General features: G+C 62.9%; 12 protein-coding genes. 5 read left to right on the top strand and 7 right to left on the bottom strand.

Annotated elements, in window-relative coordinates; all coding sequences use genetic code 11:
* Positions 1 to 1,146 (bottom strand): murein hydrolase activator EnvC family protein, encoded by a 1,146-nt coding sequence (locus tag CRO22_RS08930; protein WP_097069800.1) that lies wholly within the window; start codon positions 1,144 to 1,146, stop codon positions 1 to 3.
* Positions 1,143 to 2,663, bottom strand: a complete 1,521-nt coding sequence (gene gpmI / locus CRO22_RS08925) for a 2,3-bisphosphoglycerate-independent phosphoglycerate mutase (RefSeq protein ID WP_097069799.1) — start codon at positions 2,661 to 2,663, stop codon at positions 1,143 to 1,145. Before gpmI ends, CRO22_RS08930 begins: the two co-directional genes overlap by 4 nt.
* Positions 2,664 to 2,810: 147 nt before the next feature.
* Between gpmI and CRO22_RS19335 the strand changes: the two genes are divergently transcribed.
* The 3 genes from CRO22_RS19335 to CRO22_RS08915 are packed head-to-tail and all read left to right on the top strand — an operon-like array spanning position 2,811 to position 6,080.
* On the top strand, positions 2,811 to 2,945 hold the full coding sequence (locus CRO22_RS19335) for a hypothetical protein (protein ID WP_281254749.1): 135 nt from the start codon (positions 2,811 to 2,813) through the stop codon (positions 2,943 to 2,945).
* Positions 2,942 to 5,254, top strand: a complete 2,313-nt coding sequence (locus CRO22_RS08920) for a rhamnosyltransferase WsaF family glycosyltransferase (protein WP_097069798.1) — start codon at positions 2,942 to 2,944, stop codon at positions 5,252 to 5,254. The genes CRO22_RS19335 and CRO22_RS08920 overlap by 4 nt, the downstream gene beginning before the upstream one ends.
* 4 nt (positions 5,255 to 5,258) lie before the next feature.
* A complete protein-coding gene (locus CRO22_RS08915; protein ID WP_097069961.1) occupies positions 5,259 to 6,080 on the top strand; it encodes a hypothetical protein in 822 nt (273 codons plus the stop codon).
* Positions 6,081 to 6,091: 11 nt separating this feature from the next.
* Here the strand turns inward: CRO22_RS08915 and CRO22_RS08910 are convergent, their stop codons facing one another.
* Both CRO22_RS08910 and CRO22_RS08905 read right to left on the bottom strand, forming a co-directional pair.
* Positions 6,092 to 6,766 (bottom strand): ABC transporter ATP-binding protein, encoded by a 675-nt coding sequence (locus CRO22_RS08910; RefSeq protein ID WP_097069797.1) that lies wholly within the window; start codon positions 6,764 to 6,766, stop codon positions 6,092 to 6,094.
* 22 nt (positions 6,767 to 6,788) lie between these two features.
* Entirely contained in the window at positions 6,789 to 7,898 is a 1,110-nt protein-coding gene (locus CRO22_RS08905; protein WP_097069796.1) for a sugar transporter, read from the bottom strand.
* 162 nt (positions 7,899 to 8,060) lie between these two features.
* Between CRO22_RS08905 and CRO22_RS08900 the strand changes: the two genes are divergently transcribed.
* Together CRO22_RS08900 and CRO22_RS08895 are read left to right on the top strand one after the other, a co-directional pair.
* Positions 8,061 to 8,882, top strand: a complete 822-nt coding sequence (locus CRO22_RS08900; RefSeq protein ID WP_097069795.1) for an ABC transporter permease — start codon at positions 8,061 to 8,063, stop codon at positions 8,880 to 8,882.
* A gap of 60 nt (positions 8,883 to 8,942) precedes the next feature.
* Positions 8,943 to 9,713 (top strand): sulfotransferase family 2 domain-containing protein, encoded by a 771-nt coding sequence (locus tag CRO22_RS08895; RefSeq protein WP_097069794.1) that lies wholly within the window; start codon positions 8,943 to 8,945, stop codon positions 9,711 to 9,713.
* A gap of 30 nt (positions 9,714 to 9,743) precedes the next feature.
* On the opposite strand, the gene CRO22_RS08890 is transcribed toward CRO22_RS08895, so the two are convergent.
* The 3 genes from CRO22_RS08890 to CRO22_RS08880 form a co-directional block, all read right to left on the bottom strand.
* Positions 9,744 to 10,856 (bottom strand): polysaccharide biosynthesis/export family protein, encoded by a 1,113-nt coding sequence (locus tag CRO22_RS08890; RefSeq protein ID WP_141399434.1) that lies wholly within the window; start codon positions 10,854 to 10,856, stop codon positions 9,744 to 9,746.
* 136 nt (positions 10,857 to 10,992) lie between these two features.
* Positions 10,993 to 13,599: a calcium-binding protein gene (locus tag CRO22_RS19330; protein WP_097069792.1), complete on the bottom strand. Its 2,607-nt coding sequence runs from the start codon at positions 13,597 to 13,599 to the stop codon at positions 10,993 to 10,995.
* A gap of 169 nt (positions 13,600 to 13,768) precedes the next feature.
* Positions 13,769 to 16,777 carry a choice-of-anchor L domain-containing protein gene (locus CRO22_RS08880; protein ID WP_097069791.1) on the bottom strand — a complete coding sequence of 1,003 codons (3,009 nt, stop codon included), beginning with the start codon at positions 16,775 to 16,777 and terminating at the stop codon, positions 13,769 to 13,771.
* Between the last annotated feature and the right edge of the window lie 89 nt (positions 16,778 to 16,866).

Genomic DNA, 16,866 nt, shown 5'->3' with positions numbered 1-16,866 from the left:
TCAACCCTTGTTCTGGTTTTTCGTCTGGGCGAACCAAGGTGCGGGGTCGACCGGTTCCTTGCCCTGTCTCAACTCGATATAAAGCGTTTCCGTGCGGCCTGCGCCACTCCCCATATGTGCATCGCGCACGAAATCTTCGCCAAATTCCTGCGCACCGGGTTCGCGCCCGCCCATCAGCCCGACGGGGGCTCCGGCCGCCAGCACGTCGCCGGTTTCACCATAGACTGCGCCCATCCCTGCCAGCACCAGCAAATATCCGGCGGCGGGCTCGAGGATCATCACATTTCCGTAGTCCAGAAGCGGGCCGCGGTAGCGGATCGTGGCGGGCCAGGGCGTGGTGACGAGCGCCGCGGGGGCCGTGGCGATGACGATGCCGGGGCGGCGGATACCCGCGGCGTCGGCCTCGTCAAACCGGCGCAGCACCGCGCCCATCACCGGCAAGGCGAGCGTGCCCTCGGCGGTGCCGAAATCCTCCATCGGCGGGCCGATGTCGCTGTCGAGATCGGATATGCCGGAGGCGAAGCCTTCGAGCGTATCGACGCTCTCGACCAGTTGGCGCAGCTCTTCGGGCTCCTCAAGGTAACGGGTGGGCAGGTTGGTGCGTTCCGCAACGGCCTTCGAGAGCGCGGTGCGCGCGGCCTGCACCGAGCCGAGCCCGGCCTCCAGCACGGTTTCGGCATTACCTTGCACCGCGCGAAGCGCGTCGATTTCCGCAAGGTCGCGGCGCAATGCCTCCGCTTCGGCCTGCAGCGCCGGGGTGACGGCGCCGAGCACCATACCGGAGCGTGCCGCACCGAGCGGGCCGGAGGGATGAAGCAGCAACAGCGGCCCTTCCGAGCGGCTCATCGTGCTCATCACACCGAGAAGCTTGCCGATATCCTCGCGCTTTGCCGCAAAAGCGGCGCGAATCTCATCTTCGCGCACGGCGGCGCGGCGCAACCCGTCGCGCAGCGCGCTCAGGCCTTTTTCATAGGCCGTGATCGTCTGCGTCAGCGCCGCCACCCGGTCCGCACGCGATTGCGCCGCATCAAGCGCAGTGACCGAGGCACGCAGATCCTCGGCGGCCTTCTGCGCCAGATCGGCAGCAGGGCTGGCCAGCCCCGCCCCGGCCGAGAGACAAAGAAGAAGAACCGCAGCGCGGATCATGCCTCGATCAGGCTCTTGCCGGTCATCTCATCGGGGATCGGCAGCCCCATCAGCTGCAAAAGCGTCGGCGCGAGATCGGCAAGCCGTCCCTTGCGCAGATGCACGCCCGCCGGGCCGCCCACCAGCGCCACCGGCACGAGGTTGGTCGTATGCGCCGTGTGCGGGCCACCGGTGACAGGGTCGATCATCGTCTCGCAATTGCCGTGATCGGCCGTGACAATCATCGCACCGCCCGCTTTTTCAAGCGCGGCCAGCACCTTGCCCATGTCCCGGTCGATCTCTTCACAGGCGGCGATCGCGGCGGGCAGCGAGCCGGTATGGCCGACCATGTCCGGGTTGGCATAATTGACGATGATCAGGTCATAGCCCTTCTCGATCGCTTCGACGAATTTTGCCGTCACCTCGGGCGCGCTCATCTCGGGCTGCAGGTCATAGGTCGCCACTTTCGGCGATTTCGGCATGAAGCGGTCTTCGCCGGGCCAGGGCGCTTCTTTCCCGCCATTGAGGAAAAAAGTGACATGCGGATATTTTTCCGTCTCCGCGAGGTGGAACTGCGTCAGCCCCTGTTTGGAGACCCATTCGCCGAGCGTGTTGACGATGTCGCGCTTGGGGTAGGCGGTGGTCATGTAGGCGTTGTGGCTGACCGAATATTCGACCATGCCGAGCATCGCCGACCACTGCGGGCGGGCAGAGACATCCAGCTCCTCAAAGCCCGGCTCGGCCAGCGCGCGCAGGATCTCGCGCGCCCGGTCAGCGCGGAAGTTCAGGCAAAAGAAGCCGTCGCCATCCGCGGTGCCATGATAATCGCTGATCACGGTCGGCTTGATGAATTCGTCCATCTCGGATTTGGCATAGCTTTGCGCCACGGCTTCGGCAGGGGAGGCCGCCGAGAAGCCCTCGCCCTTCACCATCGCGTCATAGGCAAGGCCCACACGTTCCCAGCGGTTGTCGCGGTCCATCGCCCAATAGCGCCCGATCACGGTGGCGACGCTGCAGCCTTCGGGGAGCCGCGCCACGAGGTCATCGACAAAGCGGGCGGCGGAATCGGGCGCCACGTCGCGGCCATCGGTGATCGCATGCACCACAACCGGCACACCGGCGCCCGCAATCATCCGGCAGGCGGCAAGCAGATGCTCGATATGGCCATGCACGCCGCCATCGGACACAACGCCCATCAGATGCGCGCGCCCGTTTGCAGCCTTCACCGTGGCGATGAAATCGAGGATCGCTTCATTCTTGAAAAACGAGCCATCCTCGATGGCAAGGTCGATCTGGCCGAGATCCATCGCCACCACGCGGCCCGCGCCGATATTGGTGTGGCCCACTTCCGAATTGCCCATCTGCCCGGTCGGCAGGCCGACATCGGGGCCGAAGGTGATCAACGTCGCTTTCGGGCAGGTGGCAAAAACCCGGTCGAGATTGGGCGTGTTCGCCAGCGCGGGCGCATTGCCCTCGGTTTCGGCGCGCTCGCCCCAGCCATCGAGAATGCACAGAACAACGGGTTTCGGACGGGTCATGGCTGTCTCCTGCAAGTTCCGCCTCTATTTACGCGCCCCTTGCGACATCGGCAACCGCGGCGCGATGCCGGCCGTGCCAGCCTTTTCTTTGCGGCATAGAGTTGCTAATGAGCGACAAGAGCCGAGAAAGCGAACAAGAGATCCCCGATGAACGCCCAGACACTCCAGCATCTGCGCGAGAATGCGGCGGTGGGCCTGGCCCCTCCCGCCACGCCCGGACGCGCACCGGCAAGAGCGCTCTTCTGCGCCATCGGCATCAGCGCGAGCCATCGCATCGAATGACCGATACCGTTTTCATCGTTATTGCAGTTTTTCGTCCGGACCCGGATTTTCTTGCCACTCAGCTCGCTTCGATCGCGGCTCAGAGCCATCGCGCGATCCGTCTCGTTGCTGTGATCGCCGATCTCACTTCTGCGCCGCTTGTCGAAAAGCTGTGCGGCGATGTCGGGATCGAGGCGCCGCATATCCATGTGCCGGACGAAACGCTCGATGCGGTGCGCGCCTTCGAGGCCGGCCTCTCGGAAGCGCTGCTCCTTGCGCCGCCCGAAAGCGCCGGACGGGCCTTTTTCGCGCTTTGTGATCAAGACGACACCTGGCACCCGAACCGCATTTCGCGCGGGCTTACAGCACTGCGCGAAAGTGGCGCGGACATGGTGCATTCCGATGCGCGGCTGATCAACGACGCGGGTCAGGAGATTGCGCCGTCGATGTTCGATTTCGAGCGGCGCGATCGCAACCCGGGCCTGCGGGGTCTTCTTTATCGCAACAATATCACGGGCATGACCCTGATCATGCGGCGCCGCGTGGTTGAAATTGCGCTGCCCTTTCCGCCGCAGAGCGGGGTGCATTTCTACCATGATCTGTGGCTTGGCCTGATTGCCGCGGCGCTCGGCGGAGTGAAGCTCCTGCCCGAGGTGCTGGTCGATTACCGCCAGCATGGCGCCAATGCCATCGGCGCGGTGGACCGGTCGGATGCGGCGCGGCCGGGCCTCTGGCGCCGTCTGCGCGGGCTCAACGCGATGTGGCTCAGGCGCGAGGCGGCAAGCTATGCGCTTGCGCGCTATCTGGCGCAAAGCCTCGAGGGGCGGCTGGCCGAGGTTTCCGCCGCGGGCGGGCTCAGCCACGGCGCGGCGCATATCAAGCCCTTGCGCCCCTATCTCGCGCGGCGGCGCGGCGGAACGACATTCCTCTTCGATGCACTGCGCTTTGCCACGAAAAAACAATACGGCCTTGCGCGGATCGCCAGCGGTTTCGGCCTCGTTCATACCGGACGGCTGGTCTGGGCGCTGCGCCGAAGCCTGACACAGGGCATGGTCGAGTCGCTGACCGGTTTCGACGTAAGGCTCTATTCGCTCTCGCCGGGCATGCCGCCGCGCCATCCGGTTCTGGAAAAGCACGAGCCTGCCCGCAGCGTCAAGTTTGAAGGGCTGGTCGATCTGCGCAAGCGTCCGCGCTGGCGGCCGGAATTCAGCGCGAGCCTGCCAAGATTGACCGTGCTGGTGCCGACATTGAATCCAACCGAGATTTTCGCAGGAATTCTGACCGCGATCGACATCGGCGTGGGGTTGGCCGAGCGCGGGTATCCCGTCAGGTTCATTGCGACTGACCTGCCGATGTCTTCTCCCTCCGCATCGCGTGCCTTCGTGCTGCGTCGCCAAAGCGTTGGCGCCTCGGCTGAAGTGGCCGGGCGGATCACGTTGCACTGCGGTGTGCAAAGCGAGACGCTGCCCGCGCATCGCGATGATCTCTTCCTTGCGACCGCCTGGTGGACCGCGCATGTAGCCCAGGAGCTGATCACCACGCAGGGCTACAAGCAGCGTCGCTTCTACTACCTGATCCAGGATTACGAACCGAACTTCTACGCCTGGGGCCCGGAATATGCCGATGCGGTGGCGAGCTATGCGCTGCCTTTCGAGCCGATCTTCAACACGCGTCTGCTGCACGATTTCATGCGGGAAAAGGGCTACGCGCTCGGCACCGGCACGCCCTTGTGCTTCCATCCGGCCATCGACATCGCGCGCTACAGCTCTGGCGAGCGTCCGCGACGGATTGGGCCGCGGCGGCTCGCGCTTTACGGCCGTCCCGAAGTGCCGCGCAACATGTATGCGATGGCAATCGAGGTGCTGGCGCGCTTCATTGAGGCGGAAGGGCTGGGCCCGGAAGACATCGAGCTGATCTCGGTCGGGTTGAGCCATGCGCCGGTCAGCCTGCCGAACGGGCTGACGCTGCAAAGCCTGGGCAAACTTCCCTGGGAGGAATATCCGGGCTTTTTGCGCACGCTGGATTTCGGCCTGTCGCTGATGTATTCGCCGCATCCAAGCCATCCGCCGATCGAGATGGCGGCCTCGGGGGTGCGGGTGGTGACGAATGGGTTCGGGCCGAAGGATCTGTCCCGGCTCAGCCCGGCGATCATCTCGGCTGCGCCCGATGTCATGGCCCTGACCGAGGCGCTGCGCCGCGCCTGGGCGATGGGCCCGGTGGCGGAGGAAGAGCGCCGGATCGACCTGCGCGCGCTGGGCCTGCCCCCGGCGGAAATGCTCGATCTTCTGGCGGGGCGTCTTGCGACCGACCTGCCCGGACACATTGGATAAGATGATGACCAGACGCATTCTGCTTCATGTCGGTTCGCCGAAATGCGGCTCCACCTATCTGCAACAAGTGATGCGGCAAAACGGCGAGAGCCTGGCCGCTGCGGGCGTGTGCTACCCCGAGCCCGAGGGGGGACATCCGGGCAATGCCGGCGCGCTGGCCGACGTGGATGCGGCGCGGGTTGAAAGCTGGTTTTCGGCAGGGATCGACACCGTGGTTCTGAGCCACGAGGATCTGTTTTCGATGGCGAAGAAAGGCGACGCCCTGCATGCGATCACCGCCAGAGAGCGGATTTCGGTGCAGGTGATCATGTTTCTGCGCCCGTTCAGTGAGTTCATGTTTGGCGATTACTCGCAGTTCATGAAACAGCATTTCGAGAGCTATCTGAGCAAGCGCGAGCCCTATGGCGGCATGTCGTTTCGCGATTTCACCGAGCGCCGCGCCAGAACGATGAAACCTGCGGCCTATGCCCGCAACTGGAACGTGCGGTTTGATCAAAATCGGATCATTCTTGCCGGGCACCGCGAGATCCGCCGGGTGATCGAAGGTTTGATCGGGCCGCAGGCGGTGGCCAACTGGGAGGTGCATCCGACGCTGACCAATCCTTCGCTCCGGATGGAGGATTGCGACCGCATCGCCGCAGCCATGCGCGACCGGGAGATCCCCGACGAGGCGATCCGCGACATGCTGCGAGCGGCCTATCGCCAGACCGCCGATGCCGATGCCGGCAAGACCGCCGAGCGCGTCGCCTTTGCCGAGGCGCAGTTCGCGGCGCAAAACGAGCTTTTGCTGAGCGAGTTCGGTTTCGATAACCGCCGGGCAAGCTGAACGGCGCGGGCCTATTCGTCGCCCTTGTCATTACTGCCCATCACCCGTTCGTGATGGGCGATGGCCTCCTCGACATCCTCGTAGAAATAGAAGTTGCCGTTTTCGAGCACGCCGGCATGGTGGCACATCCGCCGCACCTGACCCATCGTATGCGTCACCATCACCGCGGCGCTCTCGCTCAGGCGTTGCTTGAACAGCAGTTCCGACTTGCTCTTGAACGAGGCATCGCCCACCGCGGTCACCTCGTCCACAAGATAGGTGTCGAAATGGATCCCCATCGATACGCCAAAGGCGAGGCGCGATTTCATCCCAGAGGAATAGCTGCGCACCGGCAGGTTGAAGTGATCGCCGAGTTCGGCGAAATCGGCGACGAAATCGGCCAGCTCGTCCGTATCGACCCCATAGACCCGACCAATGAACCGCACATTCTGCAGCCCGGTCAGATCGGCGTGGAAACTGCCCGCGAATCCGACCGGCCAGGACACGGTGCCATGCCGGATCACCCGACCGGAATCCGGATCCATCGCCCCCGAGATCATCCGCAGCAATGTGGATTTGCCCGCACCATTACGCCCGAGCACGGCCACGGCCCGGCGCGGCGGAAACACCACCGTGATATGGTTGGCGACCACCTTGTGGCGACCATTGGTGACATAGGTCTTGCAGACATTGCGCAGTTCGATCATCGAGTCACCCGGTCAATACCGCTCAGCGCCGGTCGCGCAGTGAATAATAGACCATCGCCAAAATCGACCAGGAGACGATCAGAAGCCCCGCCAGGGTTATGAGGATCATCATCCGGCGCGGATATTCAGCGGTTTCGGCGAGGGTGGGCGAAATGTGAATGGCAAGATAACGCGACTTGCGCTGCGCGTCGGCAAGCGCGGCATCATAGGCCGCCAGCGCGCTCAGATAAGCCTTCTCGGCAAAGCTCTGGTCGACCGTGAGGGATTCGTACTCGTTGATCAGGTTGGCGAAATCATCGGGGCTGGTGGATTCGGCGCGGCCGAATTCGCTACGTTCGTCGGCAATGCGATTGCGGATCACATCGAGACGCTGCTGCAATTCGGCGCGGCGCGGGTCGTCCTTGGCCATCATGTCGAGCGAGATCATCGAGGTGGCCAGCTGCGACTGAAGGTTGTTGAGGATCCCCATCCGGCCCTGCACCGTGGCCTGCGGATCGACGATCTGGCTGCGGGCGCGGAACTGGGTGAGCGCCGAGCGCGCCTTCTTGAGACGGGCGACCGATTTGTCGAGCTCTTCGCGCGCGTAGCGCGTCGCATCCTCGCGGGCGGTGGCGGAAAGGCGGTTGATCACGTCGCTGCTCTCGTCGGCGATCGCGGTGGTGATCGCCTGAGCATCCTCGGGGTGAAACGCCAGAACGCGGATCTCGATCAAGCCGGTGCCGCTGTCGTAAAAAACATCCACCATGCGGTTCCAGAAGGCGAGCATCTTCTCGATCCGCGCGTCGGAGCCGATCGAGAAGACCGGATCGCCCGGATTGGCGAAGGCCTGCATCAGATCGACACGCCGACCGACCGCGCGCACCATCTCTTCGCTCTGGATGTATTCATAAAGGATATCAGCATCCGAGGAAGTATCCCCGGTGAGCTGGGTGATACCGCCGAGCAACTCGACGGCCGAGCTGCTCTCCTCGCGGCGCACCGAAAATCCGACGCGGCTGGCATACTGGTCATTGGCGATCGTGAAAAGATAGAACGCCGAGACCAGCACCGGCAGAACAACGATGAGCAGAAACGACGCGGCAAGAAGCTTGTGACGGTTTTTGAGACGCGCGAGTCCGGCCGGAGGGCGCACCGCAAACTTGATCTTGTGGGGCGCTCTGAGGGCCAGCCCTCTGCGTTTCGGTGAGGGTGCCTGAGCCGGATTGTCCACGTGAAGCCTGTTCTAGTCGTTGAGGTCAGCTGCTCACTCTGCCGATTTGCAGAACTTGCGGACTGTGTTACGTCAATTTTCACCATGACTCAATCGGCAGTTCCTTCCCCGACCCCGACCGCGCCTCCGGCGCAGCGTGCCCGCCGCTACGCCACCTTGCGCACCATCTCGGCGCTGATGCTGCGCGAGATGAGCACCACCTACGGTCGCTCCATGCTCGGGTATCTCTGGGCCGTGCTCGAGCCGGTGGCCGGGATCATGCTGCTTACATTCATCTTTTCCTTTGCCTTCCGGTCGCCGCCGCTCGGCACCAACTTTCCGCTGTTTTACGCCTCGGGGATGCTGCCGTTCCTGGTCTACATGGATACCAGCCAGAAGATCGCGACTGCGGTGCGGTTTTCGAAATCACTCCTGTTCTATCCCGGGGTGACATTCATCGATGCGATTGCGGCGCGCTTTCTGATCAATGCGCTCACGCAGGTGATGGTTGCCTTCGTGGTGTTCTCGATGATCCTGATGATCTTCGATCTCAACATCATCCTCGATCCGCCCGCGATCATGCTGTCTTTTTCCATGGCCTTCGCCTTCGGCCTCGGGGTGGGCACGCTGAACTGCTATCTGCTTTCCACTTATCCGTTGTGGGAACGCGCCTGGGCGGTTCTGAACCGGCCGCTGTTCATTATCTCCTGCATTTTCTTCGTCTACAATTCGATCCCGGAGCCCTATCGCGGCTATCTGTGGTGGAACCCGATCGTCCATATCATCGGGGCGGCGCGGAAGGGGTTTTATGCCACCTATGACGATTCCTACGTCTCGCCGCTCTATGTCTTCAGCGTCTCGGGCGTCACTTTCGCGCTCGGATTGTTGCTGCTGCGCCGATATCACCGCGACATCGTCAATTTCTGAGCGTCACCGATTGCCCGCGGCGGGCAGCTTTGCTAGCCCCGGGCCAAACAGGAGGGCTGGATGGGCTGGCGCGGATATATCGACGATAGGCATGAGACGGTGTTTTTCTGGTCACAGAAGGCCGCCTGCACCACGCTTTTCAACATGCTCGCCGACAACATGCCCGAACGGCCGAAATCGAAGAGCCATTTTCACACCAAGAGCGTTCCCTACATGGATTGCCTCAAGGCAATCGAGACCCGCGGCTATCGCTCGGTGATCGTGGCGCGCCATCCGGTGAGCCGCTCGATCAGCGCCTATTTCAACAAGTTCCTCGTCTATCGCGAGCGCCCGCTGTTGCGGCGCGACGATCTCGAACCTTTCGCGCAGGCGCTTCATGACCGGTTCTGCCAGATGATCGGGGTGGAGGAGTGCGTCGACAATATCATCAGCTACGAGCAGTTTCTCGCCACGGTGGCGCAGATGCGCGCCGATCTGGCCGAAAAACCGCAGATCCCGATCAATGGTCACTGGGAAACCCAGGTGCCACCGATCCTGCAAGAGCGCGGCTTCCACTATGACCGGATCATCCATGCCGAGGCGCTTGATGCGGAACTGGGGGCGTTTTGCGCCGAAACCGGGCTTACTTATCGGCCGCGCCAGCTCAACCGGACCCCGCTTGCCGCCGAGCGTCTTCAGGGCTATCTGGGCGATCGCCCCGCGCGCGAGGTCTCAGGCCTGAAGTTCGGCCCGGAAAACTTCATCTCGGAGGAGACGCTGGCGAGGCTTGACGCCTATTACCGCGTCGATTTCGAGATGCTGGGCTATCCCCCTGGCGCGCCGCGGCGCTGAGACCGCCAAGGGGGCGGGCCGCCTCCCGGATCAGTCGACGATGGTTTCCGTCGTGCGCACCACCCCGAGCACCGAGCCGATGGTCGACAGGATGTTGCGGGTGACCGTCAGCGAGGCCTCGGTCGCCACCACCGTATCCTCCGGATAGATCTGGAACTTGCGGGCCGCAAAGAGCCCGTCGGCCGAGGTCATGTCGAAAGCAAAGACCATCTGCGCACGTTCGGGCCCCCCGGGCTTCACCGCAGAGGCCGGGTATTCACGCAGCACGATCAGCCCCTTCGGGTCGGCTCTGGTCGCCGAAAGCCCGCCGATCTCTGCCAGCGCCTCGATCGCGGTCAGCCGGTCTTTCGAGAAATAGACGATCTCCTGGGTTCCCGTTGCCCCGATCGCGGTGAAATAACGTTCATCGGGCAGGACCACGATCTTGTCATTGCCGCGCACCGGAATGTTCCGATTGGCATCGGAGAGCAGATCCCGGGCCGCGATCTGATAGGTTTTGCCATCGCGGATCAGCCGCACATCGGGGTTGCGCAGGCCGGAGGGAATGCCGCCCGCCTGGGCGATCACGCTCAGCACCGAGGTATTGCGGTCAAGGAGTGCGAAGCTGCCCGGACGCGCGACGCCCGAGACCACGTCGACGGTGTTGAGCCGCCCCTGCTTGACGTTGAGCTGGATCTGCGCGGTGGGCGAGATCGGCTCCAGTGCCTTCTGGATGCTGGCGCGCGCCTGGGTGGGGGTCAGCCCGCGGACGGAGACGTTGCCGGCATAGGGCACGAAGATCTCGCCGGTTTCGGTGACGACCAGGCCCGCCATGTTGGAATTGTTGGTCGAGGTCTGGGTCAGCAAGGAGTTGGCCTGGCTGTCCCAGATCATCAGATCGACAGTATCGCCGGTGTCGATCACGCCGGTATCGGCGCCGCGATGGGCCTGCGGCCAGCGCTGCGTCTGCTGCGCGCCAATGGTGGGAAAGCTGCGGATCTGGGCGATGTTGTCCCGCCCCACGCGCATCACCGCGAAATTCTGATCCGCACTGGCTTCGTCTTTCATGATCTCGCGCGACAAGGCCGCGCCGCGCGGCGCAGTGCAGGAGGCGCCTGCGAGCATCGTCGCAATGAGGCAGACGGAAACAATCAATCGGCTCAACGCGATCCCCCCAGATCCAGAGTCACGACGGTTCTAATCGAGGCGCCCGGAATTGCCAGCCCAAAAAGAATTCGTTGCGGGGCAGGATCGCAAAGGGCGGGCCCGGAGGCCCGCCCGAACGGGATCCCTCGCCGCATCAGGCGAACAGGAAATCGGCCTTTGTAAGCTCGTCCGCACTGACGCCAAGGAGCGTGATCGTCTGCCCGCCATAGCTCATCGTCACGCCCGCCTCGCCGTCGATGGTGACGTCAGTGATATTGAGCGCCGCGACATAACCGTTGAGGCCGGAGCCTGGTTCGTTCTCGATGCCGGAAATCCGGATCAGGTCGACGCCATCCTCGAAGTCGACAATCACATCCGAGTCGCCGTCGACCATCTCGTTGAACACGAAGACATCGGCACCATCGCCGCCGGTCATCGTGTCATCGCCCGAGCCACCGTTGATCACGTCGTCCCCGTCGCCCCCCTCGATCACGTCGTCACGCCCGCCGCCGGCAAGGAAATCATCGCCGTCGCCGCCGGTGATCGTGTCGTCGCCTTCGCCGCCGCCGATCGCATCCGCGCCGGTGCCGCCGTCGATCACATCGCGCCCGGTGCCGCCGCCGAGGCTGTCATCGCCTGCGGCACCGAAGATCGTGTCATTGCCAAAGCCGCCGCCGATGGAATCATTGCCGTCGCCGCCGTCGATCCAGTCATTGCCCTGACCGCCCGAGACCGCGTCATTGCCGCCTGCGCCGGAGATCGAATCGTCATCTTGTCCGCCGCCGATCGTGTCGTTGCCGGAGCCGCCGATCAGCGTGTCATTGCCGGTGCCGCCGCCGATCGAATCGTTGCCGGACTCGCCATCGGCGCTGTCATCGCCATCGGAAGAGGAGATCACGTCGTCGCCGTCGCCGCCGAGCAGCGAATCATCGCCGGCGCCGCCCGAAATCGTGTCATCGCCGCTGCCGCCTTCGATCGTGTCATCATCGCCGGTGCCGATCACCACTTCGCCAACGGTCTCACCGACAAGGGCCGCCACCTCGGCCGCGGTGAGCGTGCCATCGGTGAACTGGTAATATTCGATCCCGGTGTAGGTGTCGGTGCCCTCGCCGGTGATGGTGACAACGCCGCTGCTGACAGTGACCGTCACCGCAGAAGAGGCGACATTCAGCACCGCCGTATCCGTGCCGTCGCCGCCGATGATCGTGTCATTGCCCGCGCCGCCGGTGAGCGTGTCGTCGCCCTCCCGGCCGTCAAGCTGCTCATTTGCGCTGCTGCCCGAGATCACGTCATCGCCGGTTGAGCCCCGCACGGATTCGATGCTGGTCAGGCTGTCGGTATAGGTGGTGCCGTTAAATACCGTGGTCGCGGTGCCCGAGGCGAGGTCGACCGAAACCGAGCTGTAGCCGTCGCGGTCATAGCGGATAAGGTCGAAGCCGTCGCCGCCGTCAACAGTATCGTTGCCGCCCTGAACGATGAAGCTTTCGTTGCCATCCGAGCCCACGAGGCTGTCGGCATAATTGCCGGTGCGGATCTCAAGCGTGCCTTCGCCGCTGAAGTCGATATCGGCGCTGCCGCCGGTGCCGTCATTGGCGATATAGCCATCGGCGATATTGGCGACCACGCCTTCAGTCGCGGTGCTGGCGAAGTTGAGCCGCACCTTGCTGTCGGCCCCGATGTCGAGCCCGTAGTAATCGCCGCCGCCGCCGCCGATGAGGCCGACCCATTCACCCGAAGTGGTGGTGACATTGAAGATGTCGCCTTGCGAGGTGCCGACGATGGTCAGCCCTTCGCTGGTGGTCGCCTCCATCAGGTTGACGAGGCTGTCCTGGCTGCCATCGGCTTTGAAAACAACGTTTGTGCCGTCGCCGCTTGCGCTGGCATTGATCGAGACCTGGATGCCGGTCGTGCCGTCATACTGGTCGCTGTAATCAAGCGTGTAGTCGCCGGTGCTGCTGGCGCCGTCAAAGTCGATCGTGTCATTGCCCGACGAGGCCACGACGAGATCGTAATCGGAGTTGGCGCCCGGCATCAGCAGGTCATCGCCATCACCACCATAAAGCTCGTCGGAGCCGTTATTGCCGATCAGCGTATCATTGCCGTCCGAGCCATAGAGAATGTCATTGCCGCCCGCGCCGTCGATCGAATCGTCGCCGTCGCCGCCGTCGATCGTGTCATCGCCGGCAAGGCCGTTGATCGTGTCGTCAAAGCTGTAGCCGGTGATGGAATCGTCGCCCGAGGTGGCATCATAGATGTCAGTGTCAATCGAGGTGACCGCGGCGACCTCGGCCGGATCCCAGCTCGCGCCCTCGGCATAGGTGCCGGAGGTGATCGTCGAGCGCGTCATAGTGCTCAAAAGGTTCAGAAGCTCAGCAGATGTCGGCACGGTCGTGCCGCCGATCTCCGTATCGGTCAGATAGAAGACGTAGTTGGTCCAGTCATTCGTGTCGGGATCCTCGTAACCGATCACCATAATCTGGTAAGTAACGCCGCCGCTGGTGAGACTCAGCAGCGTCGCTTCCTCGTAAGCGTCGTTATCCATGATCGAAATGCCATTGAGCACAACATCATAGACAGTCCCGCTGCTATTGGTCAGATCGCCCACAATGTCGTCTTCACCCACATAGGTGTAGCTGCTCGTGAAGGTGACATTATCGGTGGCAATGATCTCGAGCGTCGTGGCGACAGGGGTGGTGATGTCCTCCCCGTTGCCGCCCAATTCCGTGAAAGAGAATCCCGAGAGGGTGATTTTCTGAACCATCTGGCTGTCCTTGCATTAAGATTTTGCGCTGGTGGCGGCGCGCGTCTGAGTGACGAAGTCACTAAAAGCCAGATGCGACATGGCTACAAGTCGCAAATACCCTACTTGACCATAGGGACAAACAGGCGGGCCCGAGGGCCCGCTCTGTGGTTTTTGCTCTGTGGCGCGATCAGGCGAAGATGAAATCGGCCTTGGTCAGGTCGGCGGCGCTCAGCCCCATCACATAGATCATCTGCCCCTCATAGGACATCGACACGGCCGCATCGCCGTTGACGGTGGTGTCGGCAATGTTGAGCGCGGCAAGATAACCGTCGAGGCCGGAGCCCGGTTCGTTCTCGATGCCCGAGATGCGGAACATGTCGATCCCGTCTTCGAAATCGAGGACGAAATCCTCGTCGCCATCGACCATGCCGTTGAACACGAAGACATCGGCGCCATCGCCGCCGGTCATCGTGTCATCGCCCGCACCGCCGTTGATCATGTCGTCGCCGATGCCGCCCTCGATAACGTCGTGGCCGCCGCCACCGGCGAGGAAGTCGTCCCCCGCACCGCCACGGATCGTGTCGGCGCCTTCGCCACCACCGATCGTGTCATTTCCGGCCTGACCGGAGAGCAGATCACGGCCGGCACCGCCGCCAATGTCGTCGTTGCCTTCGCCACCGGTGACCGTGTCATTGCCGAAGCTTGCGCCCATGACATCCTTGCCGTCGCCGCCGTCCATCGAGTCGTTTCCGGCGCCGCCGTTCACAGTGTCGTTGCCGGTGCCGCCGAACATGGTGTCGTTGTCCAGGCCGCCGCCCATGAAGTCGTTGCCGTCGCCGCCATCCATGACGTCGTCGCCGGTGCCGCCGCCCATCCGGTCATTGCCGTCATCGCCCTGAACCGAGTCATTGCCCTCGGAAGCTGCGAGATTGTCATTGCCCGCGCCGCCGATCAGCGTGTCGTCGCCAGCCTGACCCTGCAGGCCGTCATCGCCGTCGCCACCCTCAAGAAGGTCGTTGCCATCGCCGCCCTGAAGCAGGTCGTTGCCGCCAAGCCCGCTGAGCGTGTCATCGCCATCGGTGCCGGTCAGCGTGTCGTTGCCCTCGGTCGGGGTTTGCGGCACGACTCCATCGGGCAGCGCGCCCTCCGTGGTGATGACGGTGTTGCCATCAATCGTTTCGAAGCTGAAGACCGCCTGGGTGAAGTTGCCCTCGAGCGTGGTGGTGGTGTCGGCCACGCCATCGCCGTCGGTGTCAATATCGAGGATCGCCGAGCCGAGCGTGATGTGCACGTCATCCTCGCCGAATTCGACGCCTTCGAACTGAAGTTCGTCGTCGTCACCCCAGCCGTCGATCACGTCGCCATCAAGCTCGTCGGGCGTGCCGGTAACAGTATCGGCGCCTTCGCCAAGCTCCACAAGTTCCGGCGCCGCGTTCGAGTTGATCGTATCGTCGCCATCGGTGCCGTCGACGGTGATGTAGCTGCCCGAGAAATCGAAGTCAGAGGCTTGCACATTGCCGATGAAGAGGCCCGAGTCATAGGCATGGTCGCCCGTATCGGCGATGCCGATCATCACCGTGTTGAGGCCTTCCTGGATCGGCGCAACAACCGTCAGCATGACCGAGAAGCCATCATATTCAGTCGTGTAGATGCCGTCCGCGTTGTTATAGAAGTTGCCTTCGGTGTTGATGCTCTCACCGGTGATCGCCAGCGGCTGGTTCGCGTCATTGTTGAACAGCGCGTAATTGGTGCCGTTCACGAAGATCGCGGCGATGTCGACGAAGGAGCTGTTGACATACTCGGGATATTCTTCCGAACCGAAGAACAGCGTGAAGGAGATCGAGGGCGCATCACCCAGATCGGCCGCATCGAAAGTGAATTCGATGTAGGAGGCGTCATAGGTCGTCCCGGCTCCCGAATAGGCGTCATGCGCGGCTTCGGTCAGGTTGGCATTGCCGTTTTCGTTCAGGTTGACGGTGTGGTTATGGACGGTGTTCGCCGTTCCCGGCCCGTCCCCCGAGGTCAGGAAAATGCCGCGGTCGATGCTGACCACCGCAGTTTGCGACGAGTCCTCGTTGATCCGGTAGATCGTGTATCCTTCGGGCAGCAGCTCGATCCCCTCGATCGCGCCGGAATAGAGCATCGTCATCGGCACGAAGTTCGGATCCGAGAACAACACCGGGGCGATATTGGCGAAATCGTCCTGACTGCCGAGCGCGGTGCCGATTTGGGCTTCCGGCGCGCCCGCGAGGGTGATCACCAGCGTATCGCCGTCCATCACCTTGTTCACCTCGTAAGTGCCGCTCGCGGAGAAGAACGTGCCGTAATAGTCGACGCTGCCATCGCCGTCGGCGTCGATATCGAGGATGCCGTTGCCGATCTGCACGCCTTCGACATCGCTCACCCCGGTGATCCGCAGTTCGTCGCCATAGTCGAAGCCGGAAATGGAGTCGCCATCGAATTCCGCGGCGGTCCCCGAGATCACGTCGAGCCCGCTGCCGCCGATGATCGTATCGGCGCCATCGCCACCGACGAGCGAGTCATTGCCGGGTCCGCCGTCGAGGTTGTCGCTGCCCGCGCCTCCCAGCAGCGTGTCATGGCCGTCGCCGCCGGTGATCGTGTCATTGCCCGCGAGGCCGCTCAGCGTCTCGTCGCCATTCATGCCGGAAAGCACATCGGCATCGGCGGTGCCGGTGAAGGGATCGTATTCGGTCGCGACCACACCGGCGATCTCGTCGAGCGTGAAGGGTTCGTTCATGGCGAAGGGGCCGGTGGTAATGGCCGAGGGCACGCCATCGGCAACAATCGCGGCAAGCAGCGCTTCCGACGGCAGCGTGCCGCCCGACAGGAGCGTTCCCGCCGCCGGGAGAATGATCGCCTGATTGGTATAGGGGTTCTCGAACATCACGACTTGCGCGCTCTGGCCGTCGTAAGTCACCGAGAACATCTCGACATCCCAGGAGTTGAAATCGAGTGCGGCCGAACTGCCGCCGATCTCGACGGTAGTGCTGTAGACTTCGCCCTGCGACGCGTCGAGTTCGCCATAGAACGACGACGAGTCTTCCCCGTCTGGAATGAAGGTGAATTCGAGATCGGAGCTTCCGTTCACGATGACGGAGGCCTGGGTCAGGCTCGTGACATTGTCCGATCCGTCGAGATAAAAGCTGAAACCGCTCAGCTCGTAAGAAATGGCCATGGTAAACTCCCCCCGCTTTAGCTGCAAAACTGGCTAGCGTGGCGCCACATAAGCATAAAGTTTATATTGCGTAAAGAAATTGGCGCCAT

The sequence above is a fragment of the Rhodobacter maris genome, from assembly GCF_900217815.1.
GTDB classification, from domain to species: domain Bacteria; phylum Pseudomonadota; class Alphaproteobacteria; order Rhodobacterales; family Rhodobacteraceae; genus Rhodobacter; species Rhodobacter maris.
Note: the sequence above shows the minus strand (reverse complement) of the source record. Positions and strands in the feature narration are given on the sequence as shown.

Excerpts from the sequence above, each read along its gene's own strand:
- CRO22_RS08930 (WP_097069800.1), bottom strand. The coding sequence starts at position 1,146 with ATGATCCGCGCTGCGGTTCTTCTTCTTTGTCTCTCGGCCGGGGCGGGG.
- CRO22_RS08920 (WP_097069798.1), top strand. The coding sequence starts at position 2,942 with ATGACCGATACCGTTTTCATCGTTATTGCAGTTTTTCGTCCGGACCCG.
- gpmI (WP_097069799.1), bottom strand. The coding sequence starts at position 2,663 with ATGACCCGTCCGAAACCCGTTGTTCTGTGCATTCTCGATGGCTGGGGC.
- CRO22_RS08915 (WP_097069961.1), top strand. The coding sequence starts at position 5,259 with ATGACCAGACGCATTCTGCTTCATGTCGGTTCGCCGAAATGCGGCTCC.
- CRO22_RS19335 (WP_281254749.1), top strand. The coding sequence starts at position 2,811 with ATGAACGCCCAGACACTCCAGCATCTGCGCGAGAATGCGGCGGTGGGC.
- CRO22_RS08880 (WP_097069791.1), bottom strand. The coding sequence starts at position 16,777 with ATGGCCATTTCTTACGAGCTGAGCGGTTTCAGCTTTTATCTCGACGGA.
- CRO22_RS08900 (WP_097069795.1), top strand. The coding sequence starts at position 8,061 with ATGACTCAATCGGCAGTTCCTTCCCCGACCCCGACCGCGCCTCCGGCG.
- CRO22_RS08895 (WP_097069794.1), top strand. The coding sequence starts at position 8,943 with ATGGGCTGGCGCGGATATATCGACGATAGGCATGAGACGGTGTTTTTC.
- CRO22_RS08910 (WP_097069797.1), bottom strand. The coding sequence starts at position 6,766 with ATGATCGAACTGCGCAATGTCTGCAAGACCTATGTCACCAATGGTCGC.
- CRO22_RS19330 (WP_097069792.1), bottom strand. The coding sequence starts at position 13,599 with ATGGTTCAGAAAATCACCCTCTCGGGATTCTCTTTCACGGAATTGGGC.